Source organism: Methylorubrum rhodinum, from assembly GCF_014199935.1.
GTDB lineage: Bacteria > Pseudomonadota > Alphaproteobacteria > Rhizobiales > Beijerinckiaceae > Methylobacterium > Methylobacterium rhodinum.
This window is the reverse complement of sequence record NZ_JACHOP010000027.1, coordinates 33129-54774: the sequence shown is the minus strand read 5'-3', so window position 1 is coordinate 54774 and position 21646 is coordinate 33129. Positions and strand designations below refer to the sequence as shown.

At 73.4% G+C, this 21646-nt stretch carries 12 protein-coding genes; 6 read left to right on the top strand and 6 right to left on the bottom strand.

Translation table 11 applies throughout. The annotated features are described in order from the left end of the window. Positions 1-11: 11 nt before the first annotated feature. Positions 12-737, bottom strand: coding sequence for a hypothetical protein (locus HNR00_RS21915; protein WP_183573072.1), 726 nt, complete (start codon positions 735-737; stop codon positions 12-14). Between the two features lie 355 nt (positions 738-1092). Next, the gene (locus HNR00_RS21910) at positions 1093-3693 is read right to left on the bottom strand and encodes an ABC transporter ATP-binding protein (protein WP_183573070.1); all 2601 of its coding nucleotides are present in this window, start codon (positions 3691-3693) and stop codon (positions 1093-1095) included. A gap of 280 nt (positions 3694-3973) precedes the next feature. Here HNR00_RS21910 and HNR00_RS21905 point away from each other — a divergent pair, with 280 nt between their 5' ends. The 4 genes from HNR00_RS21905 (at position 3974) to HNR00_RS21890 (ending at position 9085) form a co-directional block, all read left to right on the top strand. Further along, complete coding sequence (locus HNR00_RS21905; RefSeq protein ID WP_183573068.1) at positions 3974-5836, top strand: quinol:electron acceptor oxidoreductase subunit ActD; 1863 nt, start codon at positions 3974-3976, stop codon at positions 5834-5836. Further along, positions 5833-6996 (top strand): hypothetical protein, encoded by a 1164-nt coding sequence (locus tag HNR00_RS21900; protein WP_183573066.1) that lies wholly within the window; start codon positions 5833-5835, stop codon positions 6994-6996. Before HNR00_RS21905 ends, HNR00_RS21900 begins: the two co-directional genes overlap by 4 nt. Positions 6997-7100: 104 nt before the next feature. Next, complete coding sequence (locus HNR00_RS21895; protein WP_183573062.1) at positions 7101-7874, top strand: class II glutamine amidotransferase; 774 nt, start codon at positions 7101-7103, stop codon at positions 7872-7874. 476 nt (positions 7875-8350) lie between these two features. Continuing rightward, positions 8351-9085, top strand: coding sequence for a sigma-70 family RNA polymerase sigma factor (locus HNR00_RS21890; protein ID WP_183573060.1), 735 nt, complete (start codon positions 8351-8353; stop codon positions 9083-9085). 409 nt (positions 9086-9494) lie between these two features. On the opposite strand, the gene HNR00_RS21885 is transcribed toward HNR00_RS21890, so the two are convergent. After that, positions 9495-10028, bottom strand: coding sequence for a Ros/MucR family transcriptional regulator (locus HNR00_RS21885; RefSeq protein ID WP_183573058.1), 534 nt, complete (start codon positions 10026-10028; stop codon positions 9495-9497). A 368-nt stretch (positions 10029-10396) separates the two neighbouring features. Then, on the bottom strand, positions 10397-10819 hold the full coding sequence (locus HNR00_RS21880; RefSeq protein WP_183573056.1) for a hypothetical protein: 423 nt from the start codon (positions 10817-10819) through the stop codon (positions 10397-10399). Between the two features lie 233 nt (positions 10820-11052). Here HNR00_RS21880 and HNR00_RS21875 point away from each other — a divergent pair, with 233 nt between their 5' ends. Beyond that, positions 11053-12228, top strand: coding sequence for a vWA domain-containing protein (locus HNR00_RS21875; protein WP_183573055.1), 1176 nt, complete (start codon positions 11053-11055; stop codon positions 12226-12228). A 129-nt stretch (positions 12229-12357) separates the two neighbouring features. Here HNR00_RS21875 and HNR00_RS21870 read toward each other — a convergent pair whose 3' ends face one another. Together HNR00_RS21870 and HNR00_RS21865 are read right to left on the bottom strand one after the other, a co-directional pair. Next, positions 12358-12678 (bottom strand): 2Fe-2S iron-sulfur cluster-binding protein, encoded by a 321-nt coding sequence (locus HNR00_RS21870; protein ID WP_183573052.1) that lies wholly within the window; start codon positions 12676-12678, stop codon positions 12358-12360. Between the two features lie 127 nt (positions 12679-12805). Continuing rightward, on the bottom strand, positions 12806-13144 hold the full coding sequence (locus HNR00_RS21865) for an Hpt domain-containing protein (protein ID WP_183573050.1): 339 nt from the start codon (positions 13142-13144) through the stop codon (positions 12806-12808). Between the two features lie 351 nt (positions 13145-13495). On the opposite strand from HNR00_RS21865, the gene HNR00_RS21860 reads away from it, so the two are divergent. Beyond that, complete coding sequence (locus HNR00_RS21860; RefSeq protein ID WP_183573048.1) at positions 13496-21634, top strand: apolipoprotein A-IV repeat region-like domain-containing protein; 8139 nt, start codon at positions 13496-13498, stop codon at positions 21632-21634. Positions 21635-21646 lie beyond the last annotated feature (12 nt).

Sequence of the window (21646 nt, the reverse complement as noted above, 5' to 3'; positions counted from 1 at the left end):
CGGGAAATGCTTCAAGCACGTTCACGTTCATCGTCTCCTATCGTACCGGACGCCGCAGCGGTCTCCGTCGTGAGATGCCGCGCGATCCGCTCGCGGTGACGCCGATCCGCGAGATTCGCATGACCGAACCAGCCGCTTCCAGAGAGAAGCTCCTTGCCGCAGGACCGGTCGGTCCCGATCGTGAGAGCGGCGAGGTTGTACATCAGGTCGTCGTCGTCGCTCGACTCCGCCACCCGGTTCGCCTCGCGCAGAAGGTACGAACCGGGACGCGCCCGGACGGCCAATGCGAGGTTATCCCGGACATCATCCGGCATGGTTGCGGCAAAACCCAGCCGCGCCCAGACGTATCCGCCGACATCGATGTCGGCGTGGACGTCGATGCGTGTGACGCCCAGCCCGTCATAGGCCTCAAGGCTTGCGCGGAGCATGCGGCGAGCCGCCCCGCCCCTGTGATGTTCGCCCAGCAGGAACAGCGTGTGCTCGACCGTCCAGGGGCTCCGCCGCCGCCGCCGCGAAAAGGTTCGTACGATGTGGACGCCGTCCTGTGCATCCTGGCTTCTAGCCGTCATCACGACCTTTACCGCGTGGCCGGGTCGATCCCACCTCACCGCCAGGGGAACGGTTTGCGGGATGCCAGCCACAAGATAACCCGTGATCCGCCGTGCCTTGGCCTCGTCGTGGAACAATCCACTCTGGAGGGCTTTAGAGGTCACATCGATCGTATCCAGGCCGGTCATAAGATGGCGCGGGGACGAATGCCCTGGCCAAGCCGCTGATGTGTCCGACAATCTGCCCTGCCCCGACCCGTCAAGCAATGATCACTGTGCAATCCGCGCGGCACGAGCGGACGCAATCTAGCTGTCTTGATTTCAGAGCAGTCGATGAAGTCTATTCTGAAAAACATCTATTTTGCTAATGCCGCAAATTTGGATTGTCAAGGCGGCAAGGGGCCGGTCTTGACCGGCGCCGTGTGGATGGCCGATGCGCTGTGGCACGGAGATCGATGGTGTGCCGGGTCATTTGGGCGGTGCAGTCGGCGCCGTCCGGCCGCTGCTCTCAGTGGAAGACACCGTCGGGCTTGGAAGCTTCCCGTCACGAAGCGGCTTCGGACAGCCGCAGGCCGTCGATCCCCGTCACCGTATTCCGCTCCACCCGGATCACCGCGTCGAACGGGGCCTGACGGCGGAGCGTCGCCTCGTCGGGCAGGCAGACGACGAGGCCGGCGCCCGCGCGGACGGCACGCAGGCGACTGATGCGGGCGGCGACCTCGTCGGGCTTGCGCTCGTCGAGCGTCAGGCCGACCACGAGGAGGTCGGGCCGGCGCACGAGGCAGCGCACGAACTCGATCGCCACCCGCTCGCGCGGGCCGATGGCGCCCTCCCCCAGCACCGCGCGCTGGCCTTGCGCCGCGCCCGCCGTCCCCGCCTCAATGCGGGTGGCGAGCCCGAGCCGGTAGACGGTGGGCTCCAGCCCCTGTTCGGCCAGCACCCGGCGCACCAGCGCCCGCACCCGCGCCTCGGCCCCGGCCTCCCCTTGGGTGATGCGGCCGAACAGCAGGTTCTCCTCCAGGCTCGCGGCGGCGGTGAGCCGGGCGGGATCGTAGAACTCGATCTTCTCGCGGTAGCGCGGGGGGAGGAGCGCGGCGAAGCTGTGGCGGGCGGCGACCAGCCGCTCTTCGAGGGCGGCGTCGATGAGGCCGAAGCGGTGGCGGGTCTCGTTGTAGCGCAAAGCCAGCCCGATCAGCCGCTCGCGGTCGCGCTGCCCGGCGGGGCCGCGGCGGAAGCCGCGCGCCTCCGGCTGGCGGGCGACGAGATCCTCGAAATAGCCGCGCTCGGCCGCCGGAAACAGCGAGAAGGTCTCGAACAGCGGATGGTCGTCGGGAAGGTCGGAAAAGATCTCGACGGTGGAGCGGGCGACCTGGAGGCCGACATCGGCCAGCGTCCGGGTCAGGTCCTCCGCCTCCAGCACGGCGCGCAGGTAGGGATGCGCCGCGAGCCGCGCGGGCGAGAAGGCCGGGCCGACCGCCTCGCCGAACAGCAGGTTCTCGCCGAGATCGGCCTGATGGTTGTAGCGGGCGGGGTCGAACGGCTCGACCAGCCGCTCCATGCCTTGTGCCGCCAGAGCCTCGCGCACCGCCCGGCGGGCGGCGACCACGGCGACCGCGGTGGCGGGGTCGTCCTCGGGATCGACCGAGGCTTCGAGGCCGCGCTCGTAGACGAAGGCGTCGAGCCCGGTGAGCTTGAGGATGGCGATGCGCTCGGCCAGCCCCGAGGCCTCGCGGTCGCCGCTGCGGGCGCCGTAGAGCAGGTTCTGCCGCAGCGTCCCCTCGATCAGGATCGCTTCCGAGCCGGCCAGCGCGATGCGGCGGGCCCGCTCGGCGGGGTCGAAGGCGCGCAAGGGGGTGCCGCCGTAGGTGAGCGCCCCCGCGGTCGGCTCGATCTGGCCGGCGAGCAGCGCGGCCAGCGCCCGCACCCCGCTGCCGCGCGGGCCGACGATGGCGATGTGGGCCGGCATCGGCAGGGCGAGGTCGACCCCGGTGAGCCGTTCGCCGCTCGCCGGATCGTAGGCGCCCACGCCCCTTGCCGCGAGCGCGCCCGAGGGCGGGAACGGCGCGAAGTCCCGCGCCTCGCCCGCTTGGCGCGGCTCCAGAGCCTCGACGATGGCCGCGATGTCGCGAAACAGCGGCGCCACCGCCCGGCGCTCGGCCCAGAGCCGCAGGCAGGCCGAGACGAGCAGCGCGGCGATGCCGAAGGCGCCCGCCGCCGCGGCGAGCGCGCCGGGGAGCACGTTGTCGGCCTCTGTCGCCGCCTCGCCCTGCCAGAGCGCCGTGGCGATGAGGAGCGCGGGCAGGATCACCACGAGGGCCAGCGCCGGGGCGCGGGCATAGGCGAGCCGCGCCTCGGCCCGGACCAGGGCGGAGCGGGCGGCGCGGGCGCGCAAGCCCAGGCGGCGGCGCTCGAACGCCGCCGCGCCGTGGGCGCGCACGGCGGGCATCCGGCGGATCAGATCGCGCAGGCCGCTTTCCGTGGCGGCGGTGTCGTCGCGCCGCAAGCCCAGGCGGGCGGCGGCGCGGCTCAGCAGCAGCGCGCGGGCGAGCCCCGTGGCGGCGAGCAGCAGCGCGACCACCGGCACGAGGCGGGGTGCGGCGAGTTCGGCCATCACCAGCGCCAGCAGGATCGCCGCGATCGTCAGCCCCGGCACGACGATGCCGACCGCCGACACCATCCCCATCCGGGCGAGCGCCCGGCCGACCAGAACGGGGAGCGCCCGCAAATCCTCCCGCGCGCCCGGCGGCGAGGCGAGGATGGCCTCCCGCGCCCGCGTCCGCAGCCGGGCGGTCGCCCGCGCCTGGACCGAGAAGCACAGCAGCGCCACGACGCCGCCGAGGGCCGCGAGCGCCAGCGCCGCGACGCTGAGCGCCGAGAGCGCCATCAGCGGCAGTTCGGACGGCGGCAAGAGCCAGCCGGGAAACAGCACCGGCGCCTCGTTGAGGTGATGGCCCGGCAGCGGCAGGGCGATGCGCAGGAACGGCAGCGCGTCGGGGCTCGAGCGGGTCAGCACGGCGATGAGGTCGCGCAGGCAGATCAGCACGAACAGCGCGAGCGGCGTCCCGAGGCCGACCGCGAGCCCGAGCGCCGCCGCGTGGCGCCGCGGCGAGGAGGCCCAGGCGAACAGGATCGGCTCACGCTGCATCGGCGCGCCTGACATCAAAACCGTTTGCGGCTGTTCGAGGGAGCATCGGCGGCTCGCGCGGCGGTTTCGGACAGACGGCGGGGGCGGGGCGCGCCCCTCTTCGCACGGATCGGCGGCGGCGCAAGTCCGGTGCGCCGGACGGCCTCATTGCAATCGGCCATGGCGGTTGCTCTTTGAGGTGCGCCGGGACACATCCCGCGGCGGGTCGCCGGCCCGATCCGTGCGGCTCTCCGTGCAACGCATTGCCATCCATCACCAGAAGAGGTCCGGTCCGGCGGTCATGACGCGGCGTCCGCCCTTCCCTCCCCCCGCGGCGGGTCTCGCCCCCTCGGCGGAGGAGCGCCTGCGCGGGGCGCCGGTCGTGTCGCCTTCCGTCACCGTGGCGGGGATCGGCGCGGCCGCCGCCCGCGCCGTGCTCGCGCCCGCCGGCCGCGCCCGGCGGCTCGCCCTCCCGGTGCTGCTCGCCGTCGTGGTTGCCTGGATTTTCTTCGCCGGGATGTTCCTCGGCGCCCGGGGGGCCCCGTTCGCCGCGGCGGGGTTCGGCTGGTGGGCGGGCCTCGCCTCGGGCTGCCTGACGATCTCGGCGCTGGTGCTGCTCGCCCGCGTCGACTGGCGCTGCGGCATCGGCCGGCTCGCCCAGACCGCCGCGCTCGCGGCCTGCGCCGTCGCGGCCCTGCATCCCGCCTCCGGCGACGGCATCGCCCTCCTGGGGCTCGCGGCTTGCGCCTTCGGCCTGTGGGCGGCGGCGTTGGTGCCCGATCTCGCCGCCCTGCGCGACCGGCCGGAGCTGCGCCGCATTCCCTGGCGGGCCCGGCTCACCCGCCGCGCCGCGATGGGCTGGCACGGCGAGGCGCGGCAATGGCTCGCCTGGGAGCGGGCCTGCCGGGCGATGGCGCTCGGCGGTATCCTCGCGGCCTTCGCCCTCCAGACCGACCTCGCCCTGACGCTCGCCGCGGGGAGCGACCGCCACGACACCCTGCTCCCCGTGGCCCTCGTGGTCGGTGCCGTGCTGTCGGCGTCGGGGCTCATCGCGACGCTCGCCGCCCTGCTGCGGCGCGAGCCCGGCTTCGACGGCTTCGTCACCGGACGCCATCTCGACATCCTCGGGCGCCTGATCCTGGCGCTGGGGCTCGCCGGGCTCTACTGCCACGTCACGGAAGCCGTGGTGGCGGGGCTCTACGGCTCGGCCCCCGAGCGTGCGCTCCTGGCCGAGCGGCTGGCCGGTGCCGGGGCGCCGGCCTTCTGGACGCTGATGCTCGTCGGCCTCCTGCCGACGCAGGCGCTCTGGGTCGGCGCGGCCCGGCGCAGCCCCGTGACCCTCGGCCTCGTCGGCGCGCTGGCCGCCCTCGGCGCGGGCGCCGGCCACGTCCTGATCGCGCCGGCCCAGCCCGTGGCGGGCTGGGCGGACGCCCTCCCCGGCCTGCTCGCGGCGCTCGCCGGGCCCGTCGCCCTGTTCGGGCTCGTCCTCCTCGCCGCCTTCCGCCTCGTGCCGGCGGTCTCGGTCGCCGAGATGCGCGGGCTCGCCCTCCTGCACAACCGAAGGCCCATGGCCCTGCCGGCCGCCCTCCCCTCGGAAACCGGCGGACCGCCGCCGCGGGCGGGGCTCGCCGCCGCCTTCGCCTCCGAGGCCGGGCTGGTCGAGGCCCTGCGCGGCCTCGGGCCCTCCGAAGCCCTGCATCTCGACGCCCACGGCCCCGCGCCGATGCCGGAATCCGCCGCCGCCCTGCACCGGGACGAGCGGGCCGTGCGGGAGACGGCGCTCGTCGGCGCCGCCCTCGCAAGCGTCGGCTTCCTCGGCGCCCACGCCGTGGGGCTCGCCGTGCAGAATCCCGACGGCCTCGCCGGGGTGCCGGTCCTCGCCTGGGCCAGGCTGGCGATCCCGGCGCTCTCCGCGGCGGCGACGGGCGCCGCCCTCGGGGCCGGCGCCGCCCTGGCGTGGCACCTGCGCCGTGCCGCATCCGAGCCCGGACCGCCGCCGGACTGGCGCGAGGTCTTCGTGCTCACCGTCCGGCCCGCCCTCCGGCCCGGCGAGAACGCCCCCTCCCCCGGTGCACTCGCCCGGCGCCTGTCGGCGCTGCCGGAGAAGGCCGGGCGCCCGCTGGCGCTCCGCCGGGCCGGCCCGGATCGGGGGGAGGCCCCATGAGCGTCGACGAGCGCGGCGCCGCCGCCCGCAAGGCGTCGGGGGCCAAGACCGCCCGCGGTTACTTCCTCGACCCGGCCCGGCGCCCGCTGGCCGCCCTCGTCGCCGGCGCCGCCTGCCTCGCGCTGGTCTGGTGGCTCGACGGGCCGGCCCGGCTCGCCCCGTCCTATCTCGCGGCCTGGACCTGCCTGCTCGCCCTGCCGGCGGGCGCGCTGCCCGTCGCCATCATGATCGAGCGGGCCGATGCGTGGCGCCCGCAGCCCGAGACCGCTCTTCTGGAAACCCTGCGCGGCCTGCTCGCCCTGATGCCGGTGGCCGCTTTGCTCGCCCTGCCGATCCCGTTCCTCGCCCCGCTGCTCTATCCCTGGACGCAAGGAAGCGACCCGCACGGATCCTTCGCCGCCCTGTGGTTCTCGGGGCCCGCCTTCGCGGGCAGGCTTCTCCTCTACTTCGCCCTGTGGATCGGCCTCGCGCTGCTGTTCGCCCGGCGCGGCGGCGAGCCCTGGGGCAAGGCCGGGCGGATCGACGACGGGCGGGCGGTGCTCGGGCTAGGGCTTCACACCGTCGTCGGGACGCTCGCCGCCGACGACCTCGTGATGGCGGTGGACGGGCGCTTCCACGCCGCCGCCTTCGGCCTGCTCGCCATGGCGGCGTGGTCGAGCCTCGCGCTCGCCGCCGCGATCCTGATCGCCCCGCCCGACATCGGCCCGGCCCGGCGCCGCCACGACCGGATGACGCCGCTCGCCGTGCTGCTCCTCGTCTCGGCGGGCCTGCACGCGGTGCAGTTCCTGATGCTCGGCTCCGACGCGAGTGCGGCGGCGTGGTACGGCGCCCGCGGCGGGACGGCGGGCCACGTGCTGGTGTTCGCCTCCGGGATCGTCGTGGCGCTCGCCGCCGCGCTGACCGTGCGGCCGGGCGAGAACCGCACCCGGCTCGTCGCGGCGCTGGCCGTCGCGGCCCATCTCGCCGAGATGGCGTGGTTCGTCACCCCCGCCTTCACCGGCGCCTTCCGCATCGGGATGACGGACCTGCTGGCGCTGGCCGGCGTCGCCGGGCTCGCGATGGGCCTGACCCCGCCCCTGCGGCGCCTGTTTCCGGGGCTCGCCGTCACCCCGGCCTGGCCCGGCCGCGAGGCCGCCGCGCGCTTCACTCAGAGGCGTTGAGCGGCTTTTTGCGCGGAAAAACTCTCCCTTTCCGCGGCGCGCGCTCTAAAGTCGCCCTCCCGTCAGGCTTTTCCCGCGCGACACCGAACAGACCCCGGCGACCCATGTGCGAACTGCTCGGAATGAGCGCGAACGTGCCGACCGACATCCGCTTCTCGTTCGCGGCGCTCGCCAAGCGCGGCGGCGAGACCGGCCCCCACGCCGACGGCTGGGGCATCACCTTCTACGAGGGCCGCGGCTGCCGCGCGTTCCACGATCCGGAGCCCAGCGCCCGCTCCGAACTCGCCAAGCTCCTGCGCCGCTATCCGATCAAGAGCCGCATCGTCGTCGCCCACGTGCGCAAGGCCAATCGCGGCCGGGTCAGCCTGGAGAACACCCACCCCTTCTCCCGCGAATTGTGGGGCCGGCGCTGGACCTTCGCCCATAACGGCCAGCTCAAGGGGGTGAAGCGGCTCACCCTCGGCGGCTTCGAGCCGATCGGCACCACCGACAGCGAGCATGCCTTCTGCTGGATGCTGTCGCAGCTGCAGGCACGCTTCCCCAAGCCGCCGCGCCCGGCCCGGCTCGAAGCCGTCATCGCCGAACTCGCCCGCGAGATGTCGGGCCTCGGCGTGTTCAACATGCTGCTCACCGACAGCCGCACCCTCTACGCCCATTGCGGCAAGCGCCTGTGCTACCTCACCCGCCGCGCGCCCTTCGGCACCGCGACCCTGATCGACGAGGACTGGCGGGTCGATTTCGCGCAGGAGACCACGCAGACCGACATCGTCACCGTGATCGCCACCCGCGCGCTCACCCGCGACGAGACCTGGACCGAGCTGTCGCGCGGCGACACCCTGGTCCTCACCGACGGCGACGTGCGGGTGATCGGGCACTGATCGGGGGGCGGCCGTCATTCCGGGGCGCCGCAAGCGAACCCGGACCCGAAGGGGCGCGCCGGAGGCGTGCAATCCACGACGGGCCGCGACACAGCACGCTGCCATGCATCTCGGGTGGGTTCCGGGTTCCGCTCCGCGGCCCCGGAATGACGGCGAGAGGTTCAATGACGGCGAGAGGTCTGGAGACCGCGCCGCTCGCTCGTCCGAGTTCGTGACATCCGCGAATTGACGACAATTCGGTAAAGGTTTCGCGATCCGGCGCCGCCTCGTCCGATTTGCCGCATCCTCGTGCCGGTGCGGCAGGGCCATCTCCTGAAAGGGTGTGGCCTCCACGCCCCAGACTGCGCAAGCGCAGCCGTATTCGGCGGCGCAAGGGTGCGCCGGGGCGTCCGATGCGCTACAACTATGTTAAAGCCGCGCTCGGACCTGCGATTGCCGCCCGAGACCCACGCCGTTCCAGTGATCGCCAGAGCCCGATGCACAACGACACCGACGCCACCCTGGATCGCCCCGCGATGACCGACGGCCGGCCCAAGCTCACCGATTCCATCCGCACCCATCTCGGCGACCACCTGCGCACCGTCTACGAGACGCTGGGTGCGGGCGAGGACACGCCCGTCCGCTTCTCCGACCTGATCGGCAAGCTCGAAGCCGCCCTCAAGGCGCAGGGCGAGCGGGTGGACCCGGAGTTCCGCAACGGCCTGCTCGCCGCCGTGCCGAGCTTGCGCGCCTTTGCCCTGTCGCTGACCTCGAACCCGGCCCGCTCCGACGACCTCGTGCAGGACACCCTGCTTAAGGGCTGGCAGCACCGTGCCCGGTTCCAGCCCGGCACCAACCTCAACGCGTGGCTCTTCACGATCCTGCGCAACATCTTCTACTCGGACCACCGCAAGCGCGTGCGCGAGGTCGAGGACCAGGACGGCTCCTACGCCGCGCGGCTGGCCACCGCCCCCCACCAGGGCGACCGGCTCGACGTGGAAGACCTCCAGACGGCGCTCGCCAAGCTGCCGCCGGACCAGCGCGAGGCGCTGGTGCTGGTCGGCGCCGAGGGCGTCTCCTACGAGGAGGCCGCCACCATCATGGGCTGCAAGGTCGGCACCGTGAAGAGCCGCGTCAGCCGCGCCCGCGGGCGCTTGGCCGAGCTGCTCGGCTACGACGAGGAGGACCTCTCCTCCGACCGGCTCATCCAGTCGGCGATGCCGGACGCCTGATCGGCGCGTTTCCTCGCCGACCCGTCTGCGAACGAGAAGAGGCCGCCTCCGGGCGGCCTCTTCTCGTTCATGCCGTGCTCGCTCCGTGCCACGCTTTGGTCAATCCGCACGGAGGCTGCTGCTTCCCCCTCTCCCCAACCGATCCCCGGCCCGCCCCGGATCGGCAAGCAAAGACCGAAGTCGGGCAGGTCCGACTTCGGGCGGGACAAGGCGGATGCGCATGACGGCGAGGCGATCCAGCGGCGCTACAGTGCCGGAGAGACGACGCGACCGCTGAAATCAGATCGGCGACCGTTGCATTGATCTGCAATTCTTCTCTCTTACGGCTCTCAAAGCACGAGCCGCCCGTCATCGGTTCGTCCCATCGCGATGGCGCGATGGGATGGTCCTTCGATTGGCCGGCGTCGGATCAGGCTGCGGCCTTGCGGCGTCCGCCGGTCTTGCGGCCCTCGCCGGTCGCGCCCTTGCGCGGGGCCGGGGCGGGCGCCTCGGAGACGGTGGCGTCGTCGGCGGCCGCCTTGGGCGAAGGCTTGCGGCGCTGCTGGCCGAGGCCGAGATCCTTGGCGAGGGCCGAGCGGGCCGCCGAATAGTTCGCCGAGACGGTCGGGTAGTCGGACGGCAGGCCGTAGCGGCGGCGATAGCCCTCGATGTCCAGGCCGTGCGTGGTCAGGTGGCGCTTGAGCGTCTTGTAGGGCTTGCCGTCGATGAAGGAGATCAGCGCGTCCGGCGTGATCGATTTCTTGATCTGGGTGGTCGAGGCCTTCTCGATCTCTTCTTCCTTGGGCGCCTGCGGCGCAGAAAGGCCGGTCAGGGCCGCGTGCACCTGCGTGATCAGGGCCGGAAGCTCGGCCGACGGGAGAGAGTTGTTCGAGACATAGGCCGAGACGAGATCGGCGGCGAGTTCGACACGATCGAGCTGAGACACCTGACTGGTTTCTGACATGCTGGAATTCCTGATTTGCCCCTCGTTCTTTGAAGTATAAGGATCAGCGCATAGTGCAAGTGGGTTTCGGGGTGTTTTCCCACGAAGTGACTGCAAAAATCGAGAAATCGTGTGAGGCCGTGCGGTGTTTCGAGCGATCTGCCCGTCCGCATCGGTCGATCCGAGACGTTCAAGGTGATGTGTCAGGTGATGTGCGCAAGCTGAGGTTTGATCGAGACGCGATGGCGACCCGGTTGATTCGGGTGGTTCACAGGATCGTGAAGAGGTCACGCCGAACAGAACCGGTCGAGGCGCGAACCTAGATCCCGAATGTCGATATTGGATGGATCGAGGGCGGTTCGCGACCGCGCGCCGACTGTCGTGGGGCGTCAGAATCCGAACGCGGCCTGCTGCGCGACGCGCGGGTCTCGCGCCTGGCTGTCCGCCGGACGCGAACGGGCTGGACGCGGCGTCTCCGGCTCGGGCAGGCTGCAGCGGTAGACCACGGCGTCCGGCGGTCCCAGCGTGGCGTGGAGCGGCACCGTCACGGTGTCGCCGGAGAAGCGCCAGTGGCGGGTGCCGCGGTCCCAGTAGAGCCACACCGTGGTGTCGTGGCCGCGCACGTCGAACACCGCCGCCCGCTTCGACAGGGCCCGCAGGGTCCGCGGCTCGTACAGGCCCTTGCGCCGATAGGTCTCGCGGGAGGCCGCGTCCTGCCGATCGACGAAGGTGTTCTGCACGATCTGAATCGTCGCCCCGGGCTTGCGCAGGAATTTTTTGAAATCGCTCAGGGACCGCAAGACCACGGGCATCGGCTTCATCCTGTCGTCAAGTCACGGACTCGCTCTTCATTGCGGGACGGAGCTTCAATGACTCGGATGACGGTTGTGTCCCCGGCCGAAAGACTCATGGGAGGGATATCCACCGGAATCGGGCGTCTTCCACAGGAGTCGTTCATTCTTTGCCGCAGGCGTCGGCGGTCGGTCCGCGGCCTTGGCGTGAGGCTCGGCTTGACCCGCGGGCGGGCCTCGGGCGTTTAGGCCGGATGCTGCTGTCCTTCTTCACGAGCCTGCGCGAGGCCCGCGTCCCGGTCACGCTGCGCGAGTACCTCACTCTGCTGCAGGCGATGGAGCGGGACCTGCCCGAGAAGCGCGTCGAGGCGTTCTACGTCCTCGCCCGCACGGTGCTGGTGAAGGACGAGGCCCATCTCGATCGGTTCGACCGGGTCTTTTCCACGGTCTTCAGGGGGTTGGAGACGCTGGACGAGGCGGTGGAGCCCGCGGCCATCCCCGAGGAATGGCTGAGGAAGCTCGCGGAAAAATACCTCACCGAGGAGGAGAAGGCCGAGTTGAAGGCGCTCGGCTGGGACAAGCTGTTCGAGACCCTGAAGCAGCGCTTCGCCGAACAGAAGGGGCGGCACCAGGGCGGCTCGAAATGGATCGGCACCGGCGGCACCTCCCCCTTCGGCGCCTACGGCTACAACCCCGAGGGCATCCGCATCGGCCAGGACGGCAACCGCCACTTCCGCGCGGTGAAGGTGTGGGACAAGCGCGAATTCAAGGACCTCGACGACAGCCGCGAACTCGGCACCCGCTCCATGCGGGTGGCGCTTCGCCGCCTGCGCCGCTTCGCCCGCACCGGGGCGGCCGACGAGCTCGACCTCGACGGCACCATCCGCGAGAGCGCCCGCAAGGGCTTCATCGACGTGAAACTCAGGCCGGAGCGGCGCAATGCCGTGAAGGTGCTGCTGTTCCTCGATGTCGGCGGCTCGATGGACTGGCACGTGGAACTGGCCGAGGAGCTTTTTTCCGCCGCCCGCTCCGAGTTCAAGCACTTCGCCCATTTCTACTTCCACAACTGCCCCTACGAGGCGGTGTGGACGGAAAACCATCGTCGCCACGACGAGCGCATCCCGCTCCTCGACGTGATCCGCACCTATCCGTCGGATTACCGGGTGGTGTTCGTGGGCGACGCCTCCATGAGCCCCTACGAGATCGCCCATCCGGGCGGCTCGGTCGAGCACTGGAACGAGGAGGCGGGCGCGGTCTGGCTCGAACGGGTGCTCGGCCATTTCCCGAAGGCGGTCTGGCTCAATCCCGTGCCGCCGGAGAACTGGCCCTACACCCAGTCGATCGGCATGGTTCGCCGCATCTTCTCCGACCGGATGTTCCCGCTGACGCTCGAAGGCCTCGACGGCGCCATGCGCGCGCTGCTGCGCTAAGTCCGGGTTCCCAAAGGACGAGTCCTTTGGCGGGGCACCGGGGCGGAGCCCCGGTTTCCCTCCCAAACCAGGGCTCTGCCCTGGACCCGCCAAAGGGCTCGCCCTTTGGGAACCCCTTACGAAGTCGATTTACCCCTGTCGCGCCGGGGTCGTCACCGTCAGGCCGTCGAGTTCGGGGCTCACGCGGATCTGGCAGGAGAGGCGCGAGGTGGCGCGCACGTCGGAGGCGAAGTCGAGCATGTCCTGCTCCATCGGCTCGGCCGGGCCGACCTTCTCGGCCCAGGCCTCGTCGACGTAGACGTGGCAGGTGGCGCAGGCGCAGGCCCCGCCGCATTCGGCGTCGATGCCGGGCACGTTGTTGCGGATCGCCGTCTCCATCACGGTCGAACCGACCTCGCCGTCGATCGTGCGGGCCGTACCGGCGTGATCGACGAAGGTGATCTTGGGCATGCCTGGCTCCAGGGGCGTCTTTCGCGCCGCGCGCGTTCCGACGGATGGCGACTGCTTGGGGGCCGACGCGCCAGAATGCAAGCCGTGAGATGGACGCGCGGGCCCGCGGAAAACGCGCCCGGCGGCGTCAGGTGCCGGGGTTCGCGCCGTCTTCTTCGATCAGCGCGAGCGTGGCCGCGACCGCGGCCGCCAGCTCCGGCCCGTCCGGCGCCGTGCCCTCCGCGCGCAGGCTCGCCTCCACGGCCGCGCTCGCGCCGGCGACGCGGCCCGCGCCGACGCCGAGCGCCGCCCCCTTCAGGGTATGGGCGAGATCGGCCCGCTCCGCCGCCGGTCCCTCGGCCAGGATGGCCGGCGTCAGGCGGCGGCACTGCTCGGCGAAGAGGCCCAGCACCTCCCGGGCGAGGTCGGCGTCGCCGAAGGTCTGGGCGGTCAGGTGCTCGCGGTCGATCAGGGGATGGCTCCTCATATCCGGTCTCGCACCGTCTCTCGCGGCTTCCTTGCGGCGGAACTCTTCGAGCCCGCGGCCCATACCCTGTGGGCGGCGGGGCCTATCCACAGCGCAGGGCCGCGCGGGGCGTACCGGTTTAACCTCCGGCGCGTCAGAACTCGATGCGGATACCCCCTGCCGGGCCCCGGCTTGGTAACCATTCCGTTAAGGTTTTATGGGGGCTCCGCCGGGTCCGCCTATCCGGGGCGGGACCCGCAGGACTAAGGTGCCCCGGTCAAACGGGTAATCCGTCTTCGCTGCGGAGGTCGCCATGGATACGTCCATGGGCGCTCCCAAGGCCGGACGGCGATGCGTAACGAGGCGTTCTGCATGGCCACCGACAAGAAGCTGAAAGATCCGGCGGAGGCGGCCCTCTCCGCGATCGAGCAGGCTTTGAATCTGGACATCCCGGCCGCGGGCGATGCCGCCCGCGTCGAGCCGCGGCTGCCCGATGTCGGCGACAACGATCCCCTGTCCGATCCGCTCGCCGAGACGAACGGGCGGCGCATCCCCCATCTCGACCTCGACGGCGCGGGCGATCTGCCGCCGCCCGAGCGCCGTTCCCGCCGCGAGGGCGGCCTCCTGCCGCCCGACCGCTCGCTGGTGGCCAACGACGACCGCCAGAACATCGGCATCCTGCAGCAGACCCTGCGGGTTCGCCCGTCGCGAAAACCCTACGTGTTCGCCGCCATCGCCTCGTTCCTGTGGCTCAACGGCCTCGTGGCGCTCGCCTGGAACCAGTCCGGCGGCGACCTGAAGGCGTTCGTGACGGGGCTCACCGCGCTCCAGGCCGCGGTGGTCGCCACCGCCATCGCCGGGCCGATCGTGCTGTTCCTCATCACCGCGATGCTGGCGGTGCGCGCCCACGAGATGCGCCTCGTCGCCCGCGCGGTCGGCGAGGTCGCCATTCGTCTCGCCGAGCCCGAGAGCTTCTCGACGGATGCCGTGCTGACCATGTCGCAGACGGTGCGCCGCGAGGTCGCCGCCATCGGCGACGGCGTCGAGCGGGCCCTGGCCCGCGCGGGCGAGCTGGAAACCCTGGTGCGCGGCGAGATCTCGACCCTGGAGCGGGCCTATTCGGACAACGAGATCCGCATCCGCAGCCTCGTCGACGAGCTGATCGCCCAGCGCGAGTCGATCGTCGCCAATGCCGATCGCGTGCGCGGTGCCATCGCCGGCAGCCACGAGAACCTGACCTCCGAACTCGACGGCGCGGCCGAGCGGATCGTCGCGGCCATCACCGGCGCGGGCGAGCGCGTCACCGGCGCGCTCGATTCCCGCAGCACTGCCATTACCGCGGCGCTCGGCGAGGTCGGCGAGCGGGTGGTCGGCAACGTCTCGACCCGCGGCGACGACCTCGTGCGCCAGTTGGAGGCCACCAGCGCGGGCGTGCGCGGCAGTCTGGAGACGATCGGCACGGGGCTGACCGCCTCGCTGCAGCAGCGCGCCGACGAGGTGACCCAGGCCTTCGAGCGCACCGGCGGAGCCCTCACCCGGACGCTGGCCGACAACGCCGGCACGGTGGCGAAGTCGCTGGCGGAGACCGGCACGACCCTGATCGAGGCGCTCGACCGCCAGGGCGGCGCCGTGCGCGAGACCTTCGAGCGCTCGGCCAAGGGCCTGGAGGAGACCTTCCTCTCCCGCGGCACGGAGCTGACCGATCGTTTCGCCGAGACCGGCGGTGCCATCACCGCGCGCTTCGCCGAGACCGGCGAGGGCCTGCGCCGGCAATTCGCCGCCACCGGCACCGGCATCGCCGAGGATATTTCCGCCCGCGGCGCCACGCTTCGTGCCGAGATCGAGACCGCCGGCACCGGTGTGTCCGAACTCATCGAGGGCCGCGGCCGCGAGGCTCAGGCCGCCTTGGCGATCGCCGCCGGCAGCGTCGCCCAGGACTTTTCCGCCCGCGCCGAGCGCACCCGCGAGGAACTGCTCGCCGCCGCCGCGAAGGCGGCCGAGACCGTCGACGGCCGCGGCGGCGAACTCGCCGGCCGGATCGAGGCCGCCGCGGGCCGCCTCGACGAGACCATCACGGTGCGCGGCACCGCGCTCGCCGCCGGCCTCGACGGCACCTCCGAGCGCGTCGCCGGCCTGATGACCGAGCGCGCCGCCGAGGCCGCCGGCCGGGTCGAGCAGGCCCTGAGCGGCCTGGGCCAGGCCTTCGCGGCCAATGCCGACCGCACCGCCGAGACCCTGCGCGCGACCGTCGAGCGCCTCGGCACCGATCTCATCGCCCGCGCCGGCAGCGCCGGCGACGGCCTCCGCCGCGGGGCCGAGGAGACCGCCGTCGCGCTGGATGCCAGCGTCGTGGAGGTCGAGAACCGCCTGCGCGCCGCCGCCGCCGCCGCCGCCGCGCTGCTGGCCGCCGGCTCGACCGAATCCGCCGACCGGCTCGTGCGCGTTTCCGACGAGACCTCGGGCGCCGCCCGCGCCCGCGCCGACGAGATGGCCGCCCGCCTCACGGAAGCCGGCGAGGCCCTGCGCCGCGCCGCCGACGAGGCCGCGGGCGCCGTCGCGTCCCGCTCGACCGACGTGGTCGCCGGCTTCCGCGGCGCCGCCGACGGCATCGGCGGCGAGCTGACCGCCCGCGCCGAGGCCACCGTGCAGTCCCTGCGCGACGCCCTGCACCGCGTCTCCGACGAGCTGTCCGCCCGCAGCGCCGAGGCCACCGGCGCCCTGGCACTCGCGGCCGGACACGCGGGCGGCGAGATCGCCACCCGCACCGACCAGTCGCTCCAGGCGCTCCGCGACGCCCTGCGTCAGACGGGCGAGGAGCTGTCCCTGCGCAGCACCGAGGCCACCGGCACGCTCTCGCTCGCGGCCGGTCAGGCCGGCGGCGAGATCGCGGCCCGCACCGAGCGGGCGACGGAGGAGCTGCGCGGCCTGCTGCGGCAGGTCACCGACGAGATCGCCGCCCGCGGCGCCGAGGCCACCGGGGCGCTCGCGCTCACGGCCGGTCAGGCCGGTGGCGCCTTCGGGGATCGCGCCGAGCGCGCGGCCCAGGAGTTGCGCGACCTGCTCCACCGGGTCGCGGGGGAGATCGCCGCCCGCGGCGACGAGGCGAGCGCCGCGCTTGCCCGCACCGCCGAGCAGGCCGGTGCCGAGATCGGCAGCCGCGCCGAGGGCTCGCTCCAGACCTTGCGCGAGACGATCGCCCGCCTCAGCGACGAACTGGCGGCCCGGAGCCACGAGGCGAGCGCCGCGCTTGCCCGCACCGCCGAGCAGGCCGGTGCCGAGATCGGCAGCCGCGCCGAGGGCTCGCTCCAGACCCTGCGCGAGACGATCGCCCGCCTCAGCGACGAACTGGCCGCCCGCAGCGGCGAGGCCAGCGCCGCGCTCGCCCGCACCGCCGAGCAGGTCGGCGGCGAGGTCGGCAGCCGCACCGAGGGCTCGCTTAACGCCATGCGCGACGCGCTCACCCGCCTCGCCGACGAGGTCGCCGCCCGCGGCGAGGCCGTCTCCGGCGGGATCGCCCGCACGGCGCAGGGTGTCGGTGCCGATCTCTCGGCCCGCCTCGGCGAGCTGGAAGGCGCCTTCGGCGACCACGGCCGCGGCGCCGTCGGCCTCATCGGCACGCATTCGGACGAGGCCCGCACCAAGCTGGAGGGGGCCGGCCGCGAGATCGTGCTCGCCATCACCGAGCACGCCGCCCGCGTCGGTGATGCGCTCCAGCGCAGCCACACCGCCTTCGCCGAGACCGCCGAGGGCCGCGCCCGCGCGGTGGACGAGGTGCTCGGCAACCGGCTCTCCGCGCTTCAGGACATCATCGCCCGCGGCGACATCCTCGCCGAGCGGATCGACGGCGGCGCCCGTGCGCTCGGCGAGACGGTCGACGGCCGCCTCTCCGAGATCGACCGCGCCATCACGGTCCAGGGCCAGTCGCTGGTTGCCGCCCTCGGCGACCGCGAACGCTCGGTGGCCGAGACGGTCGCCGCGCGGATCGCCGAGATCGAGACCCGCTCGGCCCGCCAGGCCGCCGAGATCGGCGAGACCTTCGCCGCGCTGGCCGGTCAGCTCGACGCCCGGCTCGGCGAGCGCGCCACCGCCCTCAACGAGGCGCTCGTGCTGCGCGCCGCCGAGATCGCCCGCACACTGTCGGAGGGCGACCGGACCCTCGGCGAGTCCCTCGACCGCCGCGCCGCCGAACTCGGCGGACATCTCGACCGCGCCGCGGGCGACCTCGTCCGCCGCCTCGACGAGGGCGCCGGCCGCCTCGACACCGGCGTGCTCGCCCGCCTCGGGTCCCTCGGCGCCGCCCTGGACGACCGCGCCCGCCAGCTCGACGAGAATTTCGGCCTCCAGGCGCTCGAAGCGGTGCGCCTGATCGAGACCCGCACCCGCGAGGTGGACGAGGCGCTGACCCGCCGCATCCGCGAGCTGGTCGGCCTGATGGAGACCCGCAGCACCGGCGCGGGCGAGGCCCTGACCGGCCAGATCGCGGCGATCGAGCGCCTGTTCGACGAGCGCGCCGAGCGCCTGTCGCGGCTGTTCGACGAGCGCGGCGGTTCGGTCGCGGCCGATCTCGACCGGCGCGGACAGGCCGTCGTGGACGGCCTCGGCACCCGGCTTTCCGAGATCGGCACCGCGCTCGATCAGGGCGGCGCCTCGCTCGGCGAGTTGCTCGACCGGCGCGGCACCACCCTGCTCGCCGGCCTGCGCGACCTCGTCGCCCAGACCGACGGCCTGCTCGGCGACGGCGGCGGGCGCCTGCGCGCCGCGCTCGACGCCCATCGCGACGAGATCCGTGCGCTCCTCGACGGGCGCGGCGAGGAGCTGCGCGGCCTCGTGGTCGAGGGCGCCGAGACCGTGCGCGGCCGCTTCGACCAGGGGCTCGCCGGCCTGCGCTCCGCGCTCGACGAGCGCGCCCACGCGGTCCAGGACGTCCTCGACGGCCGCACCGGCGAACTCCGCGCCCTGCTCGACAGCCGCACCACCGAGCTGCGCGGCCTCGTGGAAGGCAGCGAGGCCGGCATCCGCGGAGGCTTCGACGCGGCGCTCACCGCCCTGCGTCAGGCCCTCGACGAGCGCGCCCGCGAGGTTCAGGACGTGCTCGACGGTCGCACAGGCGAACTCCGTTCCCTGCTCGACAGCCGTACCACGGAGCTGCGCGGCCTCGTCGAGAGCGGCGAATCCGGCATCCGCGGCGGCCTCGAATCCGGCCTCGCCTCCTTCCGGCAGACCCTCGACGAGCGCGCGCGCACCGTTCAGGATCTGCTCGACAGCCGCACCGGCGAGATCCGCACGCTGCTCGACACCCATGCCGGCCACCTCGACGAGGCGTTCCAGGGCCGCATCCTGCCGCTGCAGGACACGCTCTCGGAGCGCACCCGCGCCTTCGTCGCCGCGCTCGAAGGCGGCCTGACCCGCGCCGCGGGCGAGGTCGATGCCCGCACGCAGGGCATCGCCAGCCTGTTCGACCAGCGCCTCGGCGTGCTGGGCGACCTCGTGGACGGCCGCGGCCTCCAGATCGCCCGCACCGTCGACACCCGGGCGCAGGAGCTGCGCGCCCTGTTCGACGAGATCCACGCCACCCTCGACACCCTGGTGGACGACCGCTCGACGGCGCTCACCGGCCGCCTCGACGCCCAGGCCAAGGCGATGGCCGCGGTGTTCGACGAGCGCATGAAGAGCCTCGACGGCTTGGTCGAGGGCCGAAGCAATGCCTTCGCCCAGCTCGTCGCGAACCAGTCCGACCTGCTCGGCCGGTCGGTGGACGAGCGCAGCGCCGCCTTCACCGCCCGCATCGACGCTCGCTTGCGCGCCTTCGCCACCGTGGTGGCCACCCGCGCCGACGCCCTCGCCGAGGCCTTCGACGAGCGCCAGGACGCCTATGCCGCCCTGGTCGACGGCGGCACCGCCCGCATGGTCGCGACGCTGGACGAGCGCACCAAGCGGCAGGCCGAGCTCGAAGCCGGCATGCGCGAGCGCCAGGACGCCTACGCCGCCCTGGTCGAGGCCGCGACCGCCCGGATCGCCGCCGCCCTCGACGAGCGCAGGGCCGGCCTCGATGCCGCCCTGACCGAGCGTCAGCAGGCGCTCGCCGCCCTGGTCGAGACCGGGACCGGCCGGATGGTCACGGTTCTGGACGAGCGGGCCAAGCGTCAGGCCGAGCTGGAGGCCGCCCTGCGCGAGCGCCACGACGGCTTCGCCGCTATGGTGGATGCCGCGACCGCTCGGATCGCCGCATCCCTCGACGAGCGTCAGGTGGGCCTCGACGAAGCCCTCGGCGCGCGTCAGCAGGCGCTCGCCGCCCTGGTCGAGACCGGGACCGGCCGGATGGTCAAGGTTCTGGACGAGCGGGCCAAGCGTCAGGCCGCCGCACTCGAGGACGGCACCGCCCGCATCGCCGCCTCGCTCGACGAGCGTCAGGCCGGCCTCGACGCCGCCCTCGGCGAGCGCCAGCAGGCCTTCGCCGCCCTGGTCGAGACCGGCACCGGTCGCATGGTCGCGGCGCTGGACGAGCGCGCCGAGCGGCAGGCGAGCCTCGAGGCGGATCTCGGCAAGCGCCACGAGGCCTTCGCGGCCCTGGTGGAGACCGGGACCGGCCGGATGGTCGCGGCGCTGGACGAGCGCGTCGAGCGCCACGCCGCCCTGGCCCAGGCCCATGCCGACGCGCTCGGCACGGTGCTCGACCAGCGCAACGCCGCGCTCTCGCGCCTGCTCGACGGCCCGGCCGCCGCGCTCGCCGCCTCGCTCGCCGAGCGCGAGGAGGCGCTGGACCGGCTCATCGCCGAGAAGGGCGCCCCGCTGGCCGAGACCCTGCGCGAGCGCACCGAGGCCCTGACGGCGCTGACCCGCCAATCGGCGGAGGCCCTGCGCGCGGCCCTCGACGAGGGGGCGACGACCTCCGTCGCCGCGCTGGCCGAGGCCGACGAGCGGGTGCGCAAAGGAGCGGGCGGCCTCGTCGCCCGGATCGAGCGCGCCAATGCCGGCCTGAAGGACCTCGTGACCGGGGCCGCCGACAACCTGGGCGCCGTCGAGCAGGGCCTCGGGGCCCGCGTCGAGCAGATCCAGACGGCCCTGGACCGGATCGCCGCCGAGACGAACACCGGCTCCGAGCGGGTCTCGGCCCAGGTCGCGGCGCTCCGCGAGGTCGCGCAGGGCGCGCTGCAGCAGGCGGCGGCGCTCGCCGAGACGCTCGATGCCCGCGGCAAGGCGCTGGCCGAGCGCACCGGCGCCCAGGTCTCGACGCTGACCGGCGCGGCCTCCGAGCTGGAGGCGGTCGAGGCGCGGCTCGCCGAGAGCCTCGCCGCCCGCCAGTCGGCGGTCGAGGCGGCGCTCGCCCGCATCGAGGAGCGCACCCAGGCGATCGAGGCCCATACCGGCCGCTTCGGCGGCGTGGTCGAGGAGACGCTGCGCACCGCCGAGACCCGCGCCAAGGAACTCGGCGACAGCCTGTCCCAGGCGGCCAAGACCGCGGGCGCAGCGGTGGCGGGCGACTTCGAGCGCCTGCGCACCGGCGCGGGCGAGGAGAGCACCCGCACCGCGGGCGCCGTGCGCGAGGCGATCGAGACGGCCTCCGCCCGGATGATGGAGAGCTTCGCCGCCGCCTCCGACCGCTTCGGCGAATCGGTCGCGCGGATGAGCGAGATGGCCGCCGAGATCCGCCGCGAACTCGACGCCACCCGCGCCGACCTCCAGCGCGGCGTGCTGGAACTGCCCCGCGAGACCCAGGACGCGACGAGCGAGATGCGCCGCGTCGTGGCCGAGCAGATCGACGCGCTCAACGAGCTGTCCGCCCTGGTGGCCCGCTCGAACCGCTCCGTCGACGTCGCCCAGCCCCGCGCGGCTGCGCAAGGGCGCACCGAGGCCGTCCGGGCCGCGGCCCCGCAAGCGCCTGCCCCGCAAGCCCCCGCCCCGCAAGCGCCTGCCCCGCAGGCCACGACTCCGCAGCCGGCCCGCGTCCCCGCGGCGCAGGCCCCGGCCCGTCCGCAGGCGGCCCCGGCCCAGGCACCCGTGCGGCCGACCGCGCAGGCGCCGGTCCAGGGTAAGCCCGGCACCCGCGAGAACCGCGGCTGGCTGTCGGATCTCCTGACCCGCGCCTCGATCGACGACGAGGACGCCGCCGCCCCGGCCCAGGCCGCGACGCCTGCCCCGGCTCCCGAGGCGCCGGCGGCGGTGGAGCGGATCTCGCTCGACGCGATCTCGACCGACATCGCCCGGATGGTCGATCACCAGGCCTCGGTCGAGTTCTGGCAGCGCTACCGCCGCGGCGAGTCCGACCTGTTCGACGGTCGCCTCTACACGGCGCCGGGTCGCCAGACCTTCGAGCAGATCCAGCGCCGCTACCGCGCCGACGCCGACTTCCGCCGCACGGTGGACCGCTATGTCGGCGAGTTCGAGCGCCTGCTCGGCGAGGTCACCAAGAACGACCGCGACACCCGCCGCGCCGACGCCTACCTCACCTCCGAGACCGGCAAGGTCTACACCATGCTGGCCCATGCCAGCGGCCGGTTCGACGAGGTGTGAGGCGAGGGCGCA

Excerpts from the sequence above, each read along its gene's own strand:
- HNR00_RS21915 (WP_183573072.1), bottom strand. The coding sequence starts at position 737 with ATGACCGGCCTGGATACGATCGATGTGACCTCTAAAGCCCTCCAGAGT.
- HNR00_RS21910 (WP_183573070.1), bottom strand. The coding sequence starts at position 3,693 with ATGCAGCGTGAGCCGATCCTGTTCGCCTGGGCCTCCTCGCCGCGGCGC.
- HNR00_RS21905 (WP_183573068.1), top strand. The coding sequence starts at position 3,974 with ATGACGCGGCGTCCGCCCTTCCCTCCCCCCGCGGCGGGTCTCGCCCCC.
- HNR00_RS21900 (WP_183573066.1), top strand. The coding sequence starts at position 5,833 with ATGAGCGTCGACGAGCGCGGCGCCGCCGCCCGCAAGGCGTCGGGGGCC.
- HNR00_RS21895 (WP_183573062.1), top strand. The coding sequence starts at position 7,101 with ATGTGCGAACTGCTCGGAATGAGCGCGAACGTGCCGACCGACATCCGC.
- HNR00_RS21890 (WP_183573060.1), top strand. The coding sequence starts at position 8,351 with ATGCACAACGACACCGACGCCACCCTGGATCGCCCCGCGATGACCGAC.
- HNR00_RS21885 (WP_183573058.1), bottom strand. The coding sequence starts at position 10,028 with ATGTCAGAAACCAGTCAGGTGTCTCAGCTCGATCGTGTCGAACTCGCC.
- HNR00_RS21880 (WP_183573056.1), bottom strand. The coding sequence starts at position 10,819 with ATGCCCGTGGTCTTGCGGTCCCTGAGCGATTTCAAAAAATTCCTGCGC.
- HNR00_RS21875 (WP_183573055.1), top strand. The coding sequence starts at position 11,053 with ATGCTGCTGTCCTTCTTCACGAGCCTGCGCGAGGCCCGCGTCCCGGTC.
- HNR00_RS21870 (WP_183573052.1), bottom strand. The coding sequence starts at position 12,678 with ATGCCCAAGATCACCTTCGTCGATCACGCCGGTACGGCCCGCACGATC.
- HNR00_RS21865 (WP_183573050.1), bottom strand. The coding sequence starts at position 13,144 with ATGAGGAGCCATCCCCTGATCGACCGCGAGCACCTGACCGCCCAGACC.
- HNR00_RS21860 (WP_183573048.1), top strand. The coding sequence starts at position 13,496 with ATGGCCACCGACAAGAAGCTGAAAGATCCGGCGGAGGCGGCCCTCTCC.